General features: G+C 60.4%; 15 protein-coding genes. 5 read left to right on the top strand and 10 right to left on the bottom strand.

Going from position 1 to position 16,011, the window contains the following annotated elements:
- Positions 1–22 precede the first annotated feature (22 nt).
- Positions 23–2,206: a YccS family putative transporter gene (gene yccS / locus NL123_RS02325; RefSeq protein WP_248485023.1), complete on the top strand. Its 2,184-nt coding sequence runs from the start codon at positions 23–25 to the stop codon at positions 2,204–2,206.
- 96 nt (positions 2,207–2,302) lie between these two features.
- Here the strand turns inward: yccS and NL123_RS02320 are convergent, their stop codons facing one another.
- Positions 2,303–3,040, bottom strand: coding sequence for a substrate-binding periplasmic protein (locus NL123_RS02320; RefSeq protein WP_248485024.1), 738 nt, complete (start codon positions 3,038–3,040; stop codon positions 2,303–2,305).
- A gap of 201 nt (positions 3,041–3,241) precedes the next feature.
- Between NL123_RS02320 and NL123_RS02315 the strand changes: the two genes are divergently transcribed.
- The gene (locus tag NL123_RS02315; RefSeq protein WP_494357141.1) at positions 3,242–3,700 is read left to right on the top strand and encodes a GNAT family N-acetyltransferase; all 459 of its coding nucleotides are present in this window, start codon (positions 3,242–3,244) and stop codon (positions 3,698–3,700) included.
- Here the strand turns inward: NL123_RS02315 and NL123_RS02310 are convergent.
- Genes NL123_RS02310 through NL123_RS02300 form a run of 3 tightly spaced genes read right to left on the bottom strand, consistent with a single transcriptional unit; the run spans position 3,691 to position 6,655 of the window.
- Positions 3,691–3,987: a winged helix-turn-helix domain-containing protein gene (locus NL123_RS02310; RefSeq protein ID WP_033898013.1), complete on the bottom strand. Its 297-nt coding sequence runs from the start codon at positions 3,985–3,987 to the stop codon at positions 3,691–3,693. The two genes, NL123_RS02315 and NL123_RS02310, sit on opposite strands and share 10 nt — an antisense overlap.
- A gap of 19 nt (positions 3,988–4,006) precedes the next feature.
- Entirely contained in the window at positions 4,007–4,507 is a 501-nt protein-coding gene (locus NL123_RS02305) for a M48 metallopeptidase family protein (RefSeq protein WP_058426613.1), read from the bottom strand.
- Positions 4,508–4,549: 42 nt separating this feature from the next.
- Positions 4,550–6,655 (bottom strand): putative bifunctional diguanylate cyclase/phosphodiesterase, encoded by a 2,106-nt coding sequence (locus tag NL123_RS02300; protein ID WP_494357140.1) that lies wholly within the window; start codon positions 6,653–6,655, stop codon positions 4,550–4,552.
- A gap of 310 nt (positions 6,656–6,965) precedes the next feature.
- Here NL123_RS02300 and NL123_RS02295 point away from each other — a divergent pair, with 310 nt between their 5' ends.
- Both NL123_RS02295 and NL123_RS02290 read left to right on the top strand, forming a co-directional pair.
- Entirely contained in the window at positions 6,966–7,631 is a 666-nt protein-coding gene (locus NL123_RS02295; RefSeq protein ID WP_071494427.1) for a polysaccharide lyase family 7 protein, read from the top strand.
- Between the two features lie 183 nt (positions 7,632–7,814).
- Positions 7,815–8,243: a hypothetical protein gene (locus NL123_RS02290; protein ID WP_248485028.1), complete on the top strand. Its 429-nt coding sequence runs from the start codon at positions 7,815–7,817 to the stop codon at positions 8,241–8,243.
- 143 nt (positions 8,244–8,386) lie between these two features.
- Here the strand turns inward: NL123_RS02290 and fba are convergent, their stop codons facing one another.
- The 6 genes from fba to tkt all read right to left on the bottom strand — a co-directional run bounded on the left by fba (position 8,387) and on the right by tkt (position 14,735).
- Positions 8,387–9,451 carry a class II fructose-bisphosphate aldolase gene (fba, locus tag NL123_RS02285; RefSeq protein WP_003177554.1) on the bottom strand — a complete coding sequence of 355 codons (1,065 nt, stop codon included), beginning with the start codon at positions 9,449–9,451 and terminating at the stop codon, positions 8,387–8,389.
- A gap of 268 nt (positions 9,452–9,719) precedes the next feature.
- Positions 9,720–10,055 (bottom strand): MliC family protein, encoded by a 336-nt coding sequence (locus tag NL123_RS02280; RefSeq protein ID WP_016977756.1) that lies wholly within the window; start codon positions 10,053–10,055, stop codon positions 9,720–9,722.
- Between the two features lie 47 nt (positions 10,056–10,102).
- Entirely contained in the window at positions 10,103–10,330 is a 228-nt protein-coding gene (locus tag NL123_RS02275; RefSeq protein WP_248485029.1) for a hypothetical protein, read from the bottom strand.
- A 29-nt stretch (positions 10,331–10,359) separates the two neighbouring features.
- Positions 10,360–11,523: a phosphoglycerate kinase gene (locus tag NL123_RS02270; RefSeq protein ID WP_058426608.1), complete on the bottom strand. Its 1,164-nt coding sequence runs from the start codon at positions 11,521–11,523 to the stop codon at positions 10,360–10,362.
- 17 nt (positions 11,524–11,540) lie between these two features.
- Complete coding sequence (gene epd / locus NL123_RS02265) at positions 11,541–12,599, bottom strand: erythrose-4-phosphate dehydrogenase (RefSeq protein WP_248485030.1); 1,059 nt, start codon at positions 12,597–12,599, stop codon at positions 11,541–11,543.
- A gap of 138 nt (positions 12,600–12,737) precedes the next feature.
- Positions 12,738–14,735: a transketolase gene (gene tkt / locus NL123_RS02260; RefSeq protein ID WP_071490328.1), complete on the bottom strand. Its 1,998-nt coding sequence runs from the start codon at positions 14,733–14,735 to the stop codon at positions 12,738–12,740.
- Between the two features lie 261 nt (positions 14,736–14,996).
- Between tkt and NL123_RS02255 the strand changes: the two genes are divergently transcribed.
- Positions 14,997–15,992 (top strand): ArsR/SmtB family transcription factor, encoded by a 996-nt coding sequence (locus NL123_RS02255; RefSeq protein WP_248485031.1) that lies wholly within the window; start codon positions 14,997–14,999, stop codon positions 15,990–15,992.
- The last annotated feature ends 19 nt before the right edge of the window (positions 15,993–16,011 follow it).

Raw genomic sequence — 16,011 nt, 5'->3', positions numbered from 1 at the left:
GTCCCGGAAGACTCCAGACTTCATGTCATCGACCTCGTTCAAGCAGTCCCTGCGGCGCCTGTGGGCACTGGATAAATTCAGCTACAGCATTCGGGTATTCATCGCCCTCACCGGCAGCATGGCGCTGTGCTGGTACCAGGATGAAATGACACTGCTGATCCCGCTGTTCCTGGGGATCATCGCCAGCGCCCTGGCCGAGACCGATGACAGTTGGCAAGGCCGCCTCAACGCCCTGGCGGTGACGCTGGTGTGTTTCAGCATCGCCGCGCTGTCGGTGGAGTTGCTGTTCCCTTATCCCTTGATCTTCGCGGTCTCCCTGGCCCTGGCCACCTTCTGCCTGACCATGCTCGGTGCCTTGGGCGAGCGCTATGGCGCGATAGCCTCAGCGACGCTGATCCTGTCGGTATACACCATGATCGGCGTGGACCAGCGCGGCGGCGCCGTCAGCGATTTCTGGCACGAGCCGCTGCTGTTGGTGGCCGGTGCCGCCTGGTATGGCGCGCTGTCGGTGCTGTGGCAGGCGCTGTTTTCCAACCAGCCGGTGCAACAGAGCCTGGCGCGGCTGTTCCGTGAACTGGGGCGGTACCTCAAGCTCAAATCATCGTTGTTCGAGCCGATCCGCCAGCTGGACGTGGAAGCGCGGCGCCTGGAACTGGCCCAGCAAAATGGTCGAGTGGTGGCGGCGCTCAATGCCGCGAAGGAAATCATCCTGCATCGCGTGGGTAATGGTCGCCCCGGTTCGAAAGTCAGTCGCTACCTGAAGCTGTATTTCCTGGCCCAGGACATCCACGAACGTGCCAGCTCGTCGCACTACCCGTACAACGCCCTGGCCGAGGCCTTCTTCCACAGCGACGTGCTGTTCCGCTGCCAGCGCCTGTTGCGCCAGCAAGGCAAGGCCTGCCAGACCCTGGCCGAGTCGATCCAGATGCGCCAGCCGTTCATCTATGACGACAGCTTCGCCGAAGCCCTGGGCGACCTCAACGCGTCCTTGGAGCACCTGCGCATCCAGAGCAACCCGGCCTGGCGCGGCCTGCTGCGTTCGTTGCGCGCCCTGGCGGCCAACCTGTCGACCCTGGACCGCCTGCTCGGCGACGCCAGCAACCCCGACAGCCTGGCGGACGCCACCGACAGCAACCTGCTGGACCGCGCCCCGCGCAACCTCAAGGAAATGTGGACGCGCCTGCGCACGCAGATGACGCCGACGTCGCTGCTGTTCCGCCATGCGTTGCGTCTGTCGCTGGCGTTGACCGTCGGCTACGGCATGCTGCATGCAATCCACGCGTCCCAAGGCTACTGGATCATCCTCACCACGCTGTTCGTGTGCCAGCCGAACTATGGCGCCACGCGGCGCAAGCTCGGCCAACGCATCATCGGCACGGCCATCGGCTTGACCGTGGCCTGGGCACTGTTCGACCTGTTCCCGAGCCCCCTGGTGCAATCGATGTTCGCCATCGCCGCCGGCCTGGTGTTCTTTATCAACCGCACCACCCGCTACACCCTGGCCACCGCCGCGATCACGCTGATGGTGTTGTTCTGCTTCAACCAGGTCGGCGATGGCTACGGGCTGTTCCTGCCACGTCTGTTCGATACCTTGCTCGGCAGCCTGATCGCCGGCCTGGCGGTGTTCCTGTTCCTGCCGGACTGGCAAGGCCGCCGCTTGAACAAAGTGCTGGCCAACACCCTGACCTGCAACAGCATCTACCTGCGCCAGATCATGCAGCAGTACGCCGCCGGCAAGAGTGACGACCTGGCCTACCGCCTGGCGCGGCGCAACGCGCACAACGCCGATGCGGCGCTGTCCACCACCCTGGCGAATATGCTGATGGAGCCGGGGCATTTCCGTAAGGAAGCGGATGTGGGCTTTCGTTTCCTGGTGTTGTCGCACACCTTGCTCAGTTATTTGTCAGGACTGGGCGCGCATCGCGAAACCCAATTGCCGGCCGAAGTGCGTGAACATCTGATCGATGGCGCCGGCAAGACCCTGGCGGCGAGCATCGATGAAATCGCCACGGGGTTGGCCAATAAGCAGCCGATCGCGATCCAGAGCGATGCCGAGGAAGCGCTGGCGGCGGACCTGGAACAGATGCCGGATGAGATCGATGAAGGGCAGCGGTTGGTGCAGACGCAGTTGGCGTTGATTTGCCGGCAGCTGGGGCCGTTGCGCACGTTGGCGGCGCATCTGATCAAGGACACCAGCGCGGCTTAGGTCGCTATCGGGGGCAAGCCCCCTCCCACAGTTTTGATTTGTGAACACAGTCAACAGGTGGGAGGGGGCTTGCCCCCGATGAGGTCCGCACAGGCACTACATGCCATGGGCCTTCATCAGCCGCTCATAGCTGCCGTCGGCCTTCATCTTGGCAATCTCCCGATCAAAGCTGGCCACGATCTGCTCATGCTCAGGGTTCTTCAGGCTGACCAGGATGTGCAGGCTGTTTTCACTCAGCGGCTGGGGCAAAAACTCCACCGCATTGCGCACCCGTGCCGATTCACGCGAGAGGTAATAGCGCGCCACGTACTCATCCTCCACCGTCAACCGCACCCGCTGCGCCGCGAGCATACGCACGGCCATGGCGAAGTTGTGCACCGGGACTTTCTGCAACTGCGCATCCCCATCGAACGCCGCCGAATAGGCATAGCCACGCACCACGGCGATGGGATAGTCGTGCAATTGCGCAAGGTTCTGGAATTCGATGGGATCGTCGCGGCGCTTGATAAAGCGCACACGGTTGAGCAGGTATTCACCTGAGAATTGGCCCAGTTTCGTACGGGCATCGTCGTACCAGGCGTTGATCAGCACGTCATAACGGCCGTCGCCCACCCCCATCAGCGCACGGGCCCAGGGCACCTGCTCGAAGTCACTGGCGTAACCCGCACGGGCCAGGGCGGTACTGACGATGTCGGTGGCCAGCCCGCCATTGATCAAGGTGGCATCGGTAAAGGGCGGCCAGGCATCTGCCACCAGACGCAGACGCTGCGCGAATGCCGGCTGGGCCAGCAGCAACACTCCAATCAAAGCAACGGCACGAGAGAATCGCGGCATGCTCAAAGTCCTTGGCAGGCAGGCGGTGGCCTTGGCTCAGGCGCGGCCCGAGGTTCTAACAGTAGCTCAGATTACACAAAGAAACCGGTGCCGAACGCACTCAATGATGGCAAATTGATTTCACTCACAAAAATAGTTGATTTAGACAGCGTTGCCCGCTGCGCTTACTATCCGCAACAGACATTGATAAGAGAACTCGCCATGACCGTTGAATGGGTGTGCAAACACCACGATGACCTGGGCAAGGAGCAGCTTTACGCGATCCTGCGCTTGCGCAACGAGGTGTTTGTTGTCGAGCAGAAATGTGTGTACCAGGATCTCGATGGGCAGGATTTGTCAGGCGACACCCATCACCTGATGGCGTGGCAGGACGACCAACTGGTGGCTTACCTGCGCCTGCTGGACCCGGAATCCCAGGGCGGCGACGTGGTGATCGGCCGCGTGATCGTAGCGCCGGTGGCGCGCGGCACCGGGCTGGGGCATCGGATGATGGAAGAGACGCTCAAGCAGATTGCCGATATCTGGCCTGAGACACCGATGTTCCTGTCAGCCCAGGCGCATTTGCAGGGGTATTACGGGCGGTATGGGTTTGTGGTGGCGGGTGAGGAATACCTTGAGGATGATATTCCACACATCGGCATGCGAAAGGATCAGGGGTAGCCCAGCACCTGCTTGATCTGGCCGAGGTTCGCCTCGATCCAACGCCGATCAATCGCGCCCCAGCTGCGAATCCGATAGTGCCCGGCATGGTTGCGGGCACCGTCTTCCTGCTCGAACTCACACACAATATCCAGATCGGCCAATGCCGCAATCGTGTCCTGCGCCGTGCGCCGGGGCATGCCGGTGGCGTCGGTCAGGGCCGGGACGCTGCTGGCCTGGCCGCTGTCGATCAGGTAGGCCACGTACAGGCGGCGGTAGAAGCTGCTCTTGGTCTTGCTCACATCCATGGTCGGTTGCCTTGTGCGGTCAGGGTTTGCCCAGCAGGTCGCGGTACGTGAGGTACACCCGCAGGTCGAATTCCACCTGATGGTAGCCCGGCATCATGTACTCGCAGAGTTTGTAGAACGCCTTGTTGTGGTCCGATTCCTTGAAGTGCGCCAGTTCGTGGACCACGATCATGCGCAGGAACTGCGGCGCGGCCTCCTTGAACAGCGCAGCAATGCGGATCTCTTTCTTCGACTTCAGATTGCCGCCCTGCACCCGCGAGATGGTGGTGTGCAGGCCGAGGGCGCGATGAGTCAGGTCCAGGCGATTATCGAACAGCACCTTGTCGATGGCCGGCGCATTGCGCAGGTGTTCCTGCTTCAAGGCCAGCGCGTAGGCGTACAGGGCCTTGTCGCTCTGCACCGCGTGGCGTTCGGGGTAACGTTGCTCCAAGTAGGCACCCAACTGATCCTTGGCGATCAGCTGGCGCACTTGCTCCTGGAGGGCGGCGGGATAGGCCTGGAGGTATTTCAGCGCGGTCATGGGCTCTGCAACAGGGTTCGGATGGCCGCCAGTGTAGCGAATTCAGCGTTGGCGAGCGTGGCACCAGTCGCTCACTTCCTCGGCCATCAGCGGTTGCGCCGCCATCGGCCCCTGAATGAACGGGCAGCCATTGGCCTTCAGCCATTGGGCCTGCTCCTGGGTTTCCACCCCCTCGGCCACTACCACTACATCAAAATGCTTGCACAACTCGATAATGCTGCGCGCCATCACCTCATCGCGCACCGAGCCCGGCAGGCGAGCGACCAATTGCGGGTCAAGCTTGAGGGTATCGAAGGCCAGGTCGCGCAGATGCGCCAGGGAACAATTGCCCAAGCCAAAGTCATCCAGGGCGGTGCGCACGCCGATCTGGCGCAGCAACTTGAGCTGCTTGACCGACTCTTCAAGGTTGCTCATCAGGCAGTCTTCACTGATTTCCACCTCCAGTTGCCGCCCCGGCAGCCCATGTCGTTCGAGCACCTGCTGCAGCTGGTTCGCCAGGTTGGGCATGTTGAACTGGTTGCTGCTCAGGCTCACGCTGAGCACCAGTTCATCGTCGAAGCCGGCGTGCCAGGCCTGGAGTTGGGCGCCGACTTGTTGGTAAATCCAGGTGCTGAGCTGGCTGATCAGCCGGGCTTCTTCCAGCAATGGCAGAAACAGACCGGGCGGCACATCGCCGACACTCGGGTGCCGCCAGCGCAATAGCGCTTCCACACCGCGCACACGCCCATCCGCCAACGCCACCTGCGGCTGGTACACCAGGGTGAACTCCTTGTTTTGAATCGCCGTGCGCACGCTGTCTTCCAGCATCAGGCGCGAACGGGCGCGGCCATTCATTTCCTGGTCGTAATAGCGATATTGCTGACGGCCTGCGCGCTTGGCTTCGTACATGGCGATGTCTGCCGCGCGCAACAGACCGTTAATGTCCGAGCCGCAATCCGGGAAGGTGGCGATACCGATACTGACACCGAGCATCACATCCAAACCTTCAACTTGCTGGCAGATAGACACCCGTTCGATCAGTTTTTCTGCAATTTTCGCCGCCTGCTCGGGGAACTCCAGCTCCAGCAACGCGGTGAACTCATCGCCGCCCATGCGCCCCAGAATGTCATAGGAACGCAGGCAGCCCTGCAACTGCTCCGATACCCAGCGCAGCACACGGTCGCCGGCGTCATGGCCAAGGGAATCATTGACCCGCTTGAAGCCGTCAAGGTCCAGGTACAGCAGCACCAGAGACTGTTCGTTGCGCTCACTGCGCAGCAAAATGTTTTCCGCCGCCTGGTAAAACCCGCGCCGGTTCAACAGTCCGGTCAGCGGGTCGGTGACCGCCTGGAACTCCAATTGTTGATGCAGGTGACGCACTTCGGACATGTCCAGCACGGTCACCACCATGGCCTTCTGTTCGGCCGGCAGCGGCGCGCACGACAACGCCACCGGCACCTGCTGGCCTCGGCTGGTCCGCAGGATCGCATCGTGCAAGCGCCAGGTCTGGCCCTGGCGGTAAGCGAGGAACATCTCGAACCCCAGCCAGGCCGGTACATGGGGCTTTTGCAGGAAGCTCAGGAAACTCTCGCCTCGCAACTCGGCCAGGGTAGCGTTCAACAGCCGCGAAATGGCCGGGTTGGCATACTCGATCACGCTGCCCTCGCCCACCACCAGGATGCCTTCGGCGGCGTTGTCCAACACCGAGGCATTGAACGCCCGCGCCGACTCCAGCTCATGGCTCAGGCGCTGCAAGGCCCGGCGATTGCGCTGATGTTCCAGCAACGCCTGGACCTTGGGTTTGAGGATGTGCGGGTCGAACGGTTTGAACAGGTAGTCGATGGCGCCACTGGCATAGCCTTCGAGTACTGCGGCCGGCGACTGGGCGTGGGCCGTGAGGAAAATGATCGGTGTCATGCGCGTGCGCTGGCTGCCGCGCATCAGGCGCGCCACCTCAAAGCCGTCCATGCCGGGCATCTTCACGTCCAGCAGCACCAGGTCGACTTCATGTTTGAGTAACAACTCGAGGGCTTCCACACCGGACGCGGCGGTCACCACATGCCAGTCTTCACGCTGTAACAGCGCACGCATGCTAAGCAGGTTCTCCGGGTAGTCATCGACCACAAGCAGAACCGAATGACCATCGCCGTGGTGTGGAGCGCATTCCATGCTACGTCTCTTCCTTAGGACTACTCCGGTCATTTCTGACAGAAAACCCGGACAAACTCTGAGGCCTCACTCTAGCCCCGGTTCAGAAAAAGCAGAAGTAACCTCAGTGCCATCATTGCGCCAATCTTCAGGAAGCCGACTAACGGTCAACCGCTACAAGCCACGAACCATGGGAAACATGGCTTTTTGGCATTCCTTTGGCGCCAATAAATCGCCAGCAATGATTTAACAAGATGGTTAACACCACCTATAAAGAACCTGTCTGGCCCAAGGGCCATAGCCTACACCCCTCTGTAAAAAGGCCTACGCCATGATCGACCTATCCACCTGGAACCTCAGCATCCCTGTCGGCTCTCCGCCCGCGACCATCGAAACCCCAAGATTGATGAGCGGCTTCAACGACCAATATTTCCAGGCCGAAGGCAGCAACGTCCAATTCTGGACCCCGGTCACCGGCACCCGTACCGAAAACGCCATTTACCCGCGCAGCGAACTGCGCGAGACCTACGCCGACGGGCGCCTGCGCAACTGGACCTATCCGGATGCGGACAACTTCCTGCGTGCCACCCTGGCCGTCAACCAAGTGCCGTCCTCCGGCAAAATCGTGATCGGGCAAATCCACGCCTATGACAGCCAGAAACCGCTGATCAAGCTGGAATATCAGTTCAAGGAAAAGACCCAGACCGGCAACATCGTCGCCAAAGTGCGCATGCGCCCGGACGAGGATGAAGGGCGCACGATCATTGTTGCCTCCAATGTGCCGCTGGAAAAGAGCTTTACCTATGTGATCAACCTCAACAAAGCCGGGCTGCTCAGTGTGTATGCCGCAGATGGCGAGTGGAACGAACGCATCGGCGCGGCGTGGGGCGCCAAGCCGTTGTACTTCAAGGCGGGGGCGTATGTGCAGGACAACAGTGGCAACAGCAAGGAAGGCGCGCGGGTGACGTTTGCCAAGTTGGATATTGATCACGAGTAAGGTTATTTCAATCATCCCCCGCTACGGCGGAGGAATGATTACTTGGATATAACGAACTCCGAAGATCGTCTTACCGCTATAGCAAAACAGCATAAAAATAGTATTTCTTGCAGTGCGCACCCTAGGGCACATCTTATAAAATCATGTGCGTCCGACTCATGTACCCATTCAGGAGTTAAACACATGCCAACGATAGCCACCATTAACCAACCTGCCGTCTCGGGGTTTGGCGCCGGGTCGCAACCAAAAATATACAATGCCACCCCACCTGGTTCTTTTGCGACGCCGCCCCAAAACATGCCAGTTGTCACCAGGCCCTTCAGGTATCTCGTCTTGTCACACTTATTGAGCAACAACACCAGGATAGGCGATGTGCTGACTTATTATTGCTACCCTGTGCCGTCCGCAGGTCTTCCTACGATGTTTCTGGAACAAATAACTCTTACTGCCGCGCTGCTACAAATTTACATCAACAATAAACGCGAACATTTTGAGAAGGAAATACCCTGCTACCTTCCAAACCCAGGAGTCTATGATGTTTACTGGGAGCTTGAAAATGCATCTCAAACATATACGGAGATCGGACAGAACCTGAGATTTACAGTTGTATAACTATAGTAATTACTAAGATGGCTTATCCAACACCTGAAAAACTATTGCGTTACCCACGATAAAAAACTGTTCACTGTCCTTAGAAAAATACTTCATACCTATAAGAAACCCGCATTTCTGCGGGTTTTTTTGGCGCTATTGGCTTAGTTCACCTTAGCGTTCAACTCACCTTTCAAATACCGCTGATACATCGCTTCCAACGAGATCGGCTTGATCTTCGAAGCATTGCCGGCAGTACCGAAGGCCTCGTAGCGAGCGATACACACATCACGCATCGCGGTCACGGTGGCGCCGAAGAATTTACGCGGGTCGAATTCGCTCGGGTTGGTGGCCATCAGGCGACGCATCGCACCGGTGGACGCCAGGCGCAGGTCGGTGTCGATGTTGACCTTGCGCACGCCGTACTTGATGCCTTCGACGATTTCTTCAACCGGCACGCCGTAGGTTTCTTTGATGTCGCCGCCGTACTGGTTGATGATCGCCAGCCACTCTTGCGGGACCGAGGAAGAACCGTGCATCACCAAGTGGGTATTGGGGATGCGCTTGTGGATTTCCTTGATGCGGTCGATGGCCAGCACGTCGCCGGTAGGTGGCTTGGTGAACTTGTAGGCGCCGTGGCTGGTACCGATGGCGATGGCCAGGGCGTCGACTTGGGTCTTTTTCACGAAGTCGGCGGCTTCTTCCGGGTCGGTCAGCATCTGGCTGTGATCCAGCACGCCTTCGGCACCGATGCCGTCTTCTTCGCCGGCCATGCCGGTTTCCAGGGAACCCAGGCAGCCCAGCTCGCCTTCAACCGAAACACCACAGGCGTGGGCCATGGCTACGGTTTGCTGGGTGACGCGTACGTTGTACTCGTAGTCGGTCGGGGTCTTGCCGTCTTCGCCGAGGGAGCCGTCCATCATCACCGAGCTGAAGCCCAGTTGGATGGAACGCTGGCACACGTCAGGGCTGGTGCCGTGGTCCTGGTGCATGCACACCGGGATGTGCGGAAATTCTTCGATTGCGGCGAGGATCAAGTGACGCAGGAACGGCGCACCGGCGTATTTGCGGGCACCGGCCGAAGCCTGGACGATCACGGGGGAGTCGGTCTTGTCAGCGGCTTCCATGATGGCGCGCATCTGCTCAAGGTTGTTGACGTTAAAGGCCGGGACGCCGTAGCCGAACTCGGCTGCGTGGTCCAGCATTTGACGCATGCTGATAAGTGCCATTGTGTTGTCTCTCCCGGTCGAGGGTCGTTAATCGTGCAAGCCTGCCGTAGCGGCGGCTGCTATTCAAGTTATTGCCGGTCAGGGTTTGCATGCCTGGCCTGCTGAATCGTTATTGCTGACTCAGAACCCAATTTGGAACCGAATCTAATGTGGGAGGGGGCTTGCCCCCGATCGCGGTGGATCAGTCAAAAGACTCATCACTGACAGACTGCTATCGGGGGCAAGCCCCCTCCCACATTTGGACCTCATTTGTCGTGAGATCGTGGTCTTACTGCGCTTTGCAGCCACGCCCGATCAAATCATCGGTGGCGACCCAGTAAACCAGGCCTTCCTCACCTTTTGTGTGAAACGCCAATTGGCCGTCGCTGTACAGCACGCCCGAGGCGGCAACGTCCTGCTTGAGGCGGTAAACCTGGTCGGAACCGCCCAAACGGACATCCACCTCGGATTTGGCCTGATTAGCAAAGCGCCAGTTCACCTCAGCCTTGCTGTCGCAGGTCCACGTGGTCCACTTGTCGGCAGTTTCTGCCTTGTTGCTGAACATGTTCATGCTGCTGCAGCCGGCCAACAGGGCCAGGGCTGCCAGGGCGAAAACGCCTTTCATTGCCAATCCTCGTGAGGCGACCGACGGCCGCCAGTTGATCAGACCCATCAAGGGCAACCCTGTTCCTGACCGTTGGGCGCGGCGTCGTATTTCTCCAGCCGTTCGTTGCCGATGCGCTTGTTGATCACCGGCATGGTCTCGGCTTGCCAGTCGGCCTGGTAGCAGCTCTTTTTCTGCCCGGGGGCAGGTTCATCTGCCGCAGACTTCGCGTTCGGCGTGCTGCCGCAACCGGCCAACAGGCCCGCTGCGATCACCAATGCCAACGACTTGATCATGGGAATACTCCTTTTCCGGATCACGAGCCTCAGCCTTTGGCTCGGGTTTCCAGCACTTCAACGGCTGGCAGTACCTTGCCTTCGACGAACTCGAGGAACGCACCGCCACCGGTAGAAATGTAGGAGATCTGGTCAGCAACGCCATATTTATCGATAGCCGCCAGGGTGTCGCCGCCGCCAGCGATGGAGAAGGCCGAGCTTTCAGCGATGGCCTTGGCCAGCACTTTGGTGCCGTTGCCGAACTGGTCGAATTCGAACACGCCGACCGGGCCGTTCCACAGGATGGTCTGGGAGGCTTTCAGCAGCTCAGCAAAGTTGGCCGCAGTTTGCGGGCCGATATCCAGGATCATGTCGTCGGCAGCCACGTCAGCGATCAGCTTGACAGTGGCTTCGGCGCTTTCGGCGAACTCCTTGGCAACGACGACATCAACCGGCAGCGGCACGCTGACTTTGGCAGCGATGGCACGAGCAGTGTCGAGCAGGTCCGGCTCGTACAGGGACTTGCCCACCGGGTGACCGGCAGCCGCCAGGAAGGTGTTGGCAATGCCGCCGCCGACGATCAGCTGGTTGCAGATCTGGCTCAGGCTGTTAAGCACGTCCAGCTTGGTCGACACCTTGGAGCCAGCCACGATGGCAGCCATCGGTTGCGCCGGCGCGCCCAGGGCCTTGCCCAGTGCGTCCAGTTCAGCGGCCAGCAGTGGGCCGGCAGCCGCGACCTTGGCGAACTTGGCCACGCCGTGGGTCGAACCCTCAGCACGGTGAGCGGTGCCAAATGCGTCCATCACGAACACGTCGCACAGCGCCGCATATTGCTGGGCCAGTTCGTCGCTGTTCTTTTTCTCGCCCTTGTTGAAGCGTACGTTTTCGAACAACACGATGTCGCCAGCTTTGACGTCCACACCGCCCAGGTAGTCAGCCACCAGCGGCACGTCGCGGCCCAGGGCCTTGCTCAGGTAATCGGCGACAGGCTTGAGGCTGTTTTCGGCAGAGAACTCGCCTTCGGTCGGGCGACCCAGGTGGGAGCAGACCATCACGGCCGCGCCTTTTTCCAGGGCCAGCTTGATGGTCGGCAGCGAGGCCAGGATTCGCGCATCGCTGGTGACAACACCGTCCTTGACTGGGACGTTGAGGTCTTCGCGGATCAGTACGCGCTTACCTTGCAGATCGAGGTCGGACATCTTCAACACGGTCATGGGTCGCAGTTCCTGAATTACTGTTGATGAGGTTGTTTAGAGGCGATGTGCAGATAATGTTCCGCAACATCCAGCATTCGGTTGGCAAAACCCCACTCGTTGTCGAACCAGGCCAGGATATTCACCAGCCGGGGGCCGGAAACGCGGGTCTGGCTGGCATCGACAATTGCCGAATGCGGGTCATGGTTGAAATCGCAACTGGCGTGAGGCAGCTCGGTGTAGGCCAGCAAACCTTTAAGCGGGCCGCTGGTGGCGGCGTCGCGCAGGATCCGGTTGACCTCCGTCGCATCGGTGTCACTGACGGTCTGCATGGTGATGTCCAGGCAGGACACGTTCACCGTCGGCACCCGTACGGCTTTGGCCTGGATTCGCCCGGCAAGTTCCGGCAACAGTCGCTCGATGCCCCGGGCCAGGCCGGTAGACACCGGAATCACCGATTGGAACGCCGAACGCGTACGGCGCAGGTCCTCGTGGTGATAGGCGTCGATCACCGGCTGGTCGTTCATCGCCGAGTGAATCGTGGTGATCGACACATAGTCCAGGCCGATCGCCTGATCCAGCAGGCGCAACAACGGCACGCTGCAGTTGGTGGTACAGGAGGCGTTGGACACCAGCAGTTCATTGCCGGTCAGGCAATCCTGGTTGATACCGTAGACGATGGTGGCGTCGACATCTGCCTCGCTGGCCATCGGCTGGGAAAACAGCACACGCGGCGCGCCGGCGTCGAGGAAACGCTGGCCATCGGCACGGGTGTGGTAGACACCGGAACATTCCAGCACCAGGTCGACGCCCAGTGCTTTCCAGTCGATGGCTTCGGGGGTGGCACTGCGCAAGACCTGCACGCAAGCGCCATTAATATGCAGACAATCGCCCTCGACCCGCACTTCGCCGGGGAAGCGGCCGTGGGTGGAGTCAAAGCGTGTCAGGTATTCGATGCTGGCCATGTCAGCTAGGTCGTTGATCGCGACAATTTCAAACCCGGCCGCCGCCCCTCGCTCGAACAGAGCACGCAAGACGCAACGACCAATGCGGCCGTAGCCGTTGAGTGCAACTTTGTAGGGACGCGGTTGAGGCATGGGGTTCTCGATCAAGGTGAGTTCGGTGTTGAAAGCACCATCGCCATCGCGGGCAAGCCCGCTCCCACATTAGACCGCGATCCAAATGTGGGAGCGGGCTTGCCCGCGATGGCGCCAGTACAGACAACGCAGACTGACTTAGTCTTCCAGCAGCTCTTCAGCCTGACCCAGGATGTTTTCCAGGGTGAAGCCGAACTCTTCGAACAACGCTGGCGCCGGCGCCGACTCACCATAGGTGGTCATGCCGATCACGCGGCCTTCCAGGCCCACGTACTTGTACCAGTAGTCGGCGTGAGCCGCTTCGATGGCGATACGCGCGCTGACCTGCAACGGCAATACCGACTGCTTGTAGCCGGCGTCCTGTGCTTCGAACACGCTGGTGCACGGCATCGACACCACACGCACGTTGCGGCCTTGGGCGGTCAGCTTGTCGTACGCCTGGACGGTCAGACCCACTTCGGAACCGGTGGAGATCAGGATCAGCTCCGGCTCGCCGATGCAGTCCTTGAGCACGTAGCCGCCACGGCTGATGTCGGCGATCTGTGCGTCGGTACGTACCTGGTGTTGCAGGTTCTGACGCGAGAAGATCAGCGCCGAAGGGCCGTCCTTGCGCTCGATGGCGTGCTTCCAGGCCACGGCGGACTCCACCGCGTCGGCTGGGCGCCAGCAATCCAGGTTCGGCGTGGTGCGCAGGCTGGTCAGTTGCTCGACCGGCTGGTGCGTCGGGCCGTCTTCGCCCAGGCCGATGGAGTCGTGGGTGTACACGTGGATCACGCGCTTCTTCATCAGCGCAGCCATGCGTACGGCGTTGCGCGCGTATTCCATGAACATCAGGAAGGTCGCGCCGTAAGGCACCAGACCGCCGTGCAAGGACACGCCGTTCATGATGGCGCTCATGCCGAACTCACGGACGCCGTAGTACATGTAGTTGCCGCTGGCGTCTTCAGCCGAGACACCTTTGCAGCCTTTCCACAGGGTCAGGTTGGAACCGGCCAGGTCAGCCGAACCGCCGAGGATCTCCGGCAGCAACGGGCCGAAGGCATTCAGGGTGTTCTGGCTGGCTTTACGGCTGGCGATGGTCTCGCCCTTGGCCGCGACTTCGGCGATGTAGGCCGAGGCTTTTTCCGAGAAGTCGGCAGGCAGGTCACCGGCCAGGCGACGTACCAGCTCGTTGGCCAGCTCAGGGAATTCGGCGGAGTAGGCCGCAAAACGCTGGTCCCACTCGGCTTCGGTGGCCAGGCCTTTTTCCTTGGCGCTCCACTCGGCGTAGATGTCGGCAGGGATTTCGAACGGGCCGTGGTTCCACTTCAGCGCTTCACGGGTCAGGGCGATTTCCGCGTCACCCAGTGGGGCGCCGTGGCAGTCTTCTTTGCCCTGCTTGTTCGGCGAGCCAAAGCCGATGGTGGTTTTGCAGCAGATCAGGGTCGGCTGTGCGCTCTTGCGGGCGGTGTCGATGGCGGTCTTGATTTCTTCCGGATCGTGACCGTCGACGTTGCGGATCACCTGCCAGTTGTAGGCTTCGAAACGCTTCGGGGTATCGTCGGTGAACCAGCCTTCGACTTCGCCATCGATGGAGATGCCGTTGTCGTCGTAGAAGGCGATCAGCTTGCCCAGGCCCAGCGTGCCGGCCAGGGAAGCGACTTCGTGGGAAATACCTTCCATCATGCAGCCATCACCCAGGAACACGTAGGTGTGGTGGTCGACGATGTCGTGGCCAGGACGGTTGAACTGCGCGCCCAGGACTTTTTCAGCCAGCGCGAAGCCAACGGCGTTGGCCAGGCCTTGGCCCAGGGGACCGGTGGTGGTCTCGACGCCTGGGGTGTAGCCGAATTCCGGGTGGCCCGGGGTGCGACTGTGCAGTTGGCGGAAGCTCTTGAGGTCGTCGATGGTGACGTCGTAGCCGGTCAGGTGCAGCAGCGAATAGATCAGCATCGAGCCATGGCCGTTGGACAGCACGAAGCGGTCACGGTCGGCGAACGACGGGTTGCTCGGGTTGTGTTTCAGGTAGTCACGCCAAAGTACTTCGGCGATATCCGCCATGCCCATCGGGGCACCGGGATGGCCGCTGTTGGCTTTTTGCACGGCATCCATGCTGAGGGCACGAATGGCGTTGGCACGCTCACGACGGCTGGGCATCGCTGATCTCCTGAGGTTTGAATATAAAAGAAACGGAAAAAAGGACCGGCATTTTCCCTCAGCCACCGCCTGCGGGCAATGACAGATAGTCACTTGAGGGTGTTTTTCCTGTGCTTTGGGCACCAATCGCTTGCAGAAACCTTTAACCGGTTCGTCTAAAGGTTATAGCGGCCGCTTATAACCGCCACTTATCGATCAATATCAAAACTTTTTGATATTGGCCTTGCGAGCCTGTCGCCCCATCACTAGACTGCTGGCCTTATGAATCTACCCATGCCCTCACTGCGTGCCGACGACGGCGATGAACTGGCAGCCTTGTGCAAGGCCGCTGGCGACCCGCTGCGTCTGAACGTGTTGCGCGCGCTGGCCAACGATTCCTTTGGCGTGCTGGAGCTGGCGCAGATCTTCGCCATCGGTCAGTCCGGCATGAGCCACCACTTGAAGGTATTGGCCCAGGCCGATCTGGTGGCGACCCGCCGTGAAGGCAATGCGATTTTCTATCGTCGCGCCCTGCCCCACACCGAACTGCTGGGCGGCAAGCTGCACACCGCACTGCTCGAAGAGGTGGACAACCTGAGCCTGCCGCTTGATGTGCAATCGCGCATCGGCCAGGTCCACGGGCAGCGCGCCGCTGCCAGCCAGGACTTTTTCGCACGGGTGGCAGAGAAGTTTCGTGCCCAGCAGGACCTGATCGCAGGCCTGGCTCAATACCGCGACAGCGTACTGGCGCTGCTGGACAAGCTGAGCTTCATTGACGAGGCCACGGCGCTGGAAGTCGGCCCGGGCGATGGCGGTTTCCTGCCGGAACTGGCGCGACGCTTTCACCAGGTCACGGCGCTGGACAACAGCCCGGCGATGCTCGACCTGGCACGCCAGCTCTGCGAGCGCGAGTCGCTGGGCAATGTCCGCCTGCAACTGGCCGACGCACTGAGCAGCACGACAATCAAGGCCGACTGCGTGGTGCTGAATATGGTCTTGCACCATTTCGCCGCCCCCGCCGAGGCCCTGAAGCAAATGGCCGGGCTGCTGCACCCCGGCGGTAGCCTGCTGGTTACGGATTTATGCAGCCACAACCAGAATTGGGCCAGGGAGGCCTGCGGTGATCTCTGGTTGGGTTTTGAACAGGATGATCTGGCCCGTTGGGCCACCGCTGCGGGACTCGTTCCCGGGGATAGCCTCTATGTAGGTTTACGCAATGGTTTCCAGATCCAGGTCCGCCATTTTCAGCGGCCGGCTGGCGACACTCACCATCGGTAAATATCAGGAAAACATCGAG

This window comes from Pseudomonas sp. FBCC-B1565 (assembly GCF_059133265.1).
Note: the sequence above shows the minus strand (reverse complement) of the source record. Positions and strands in the feature narration are given on the sequence as shown.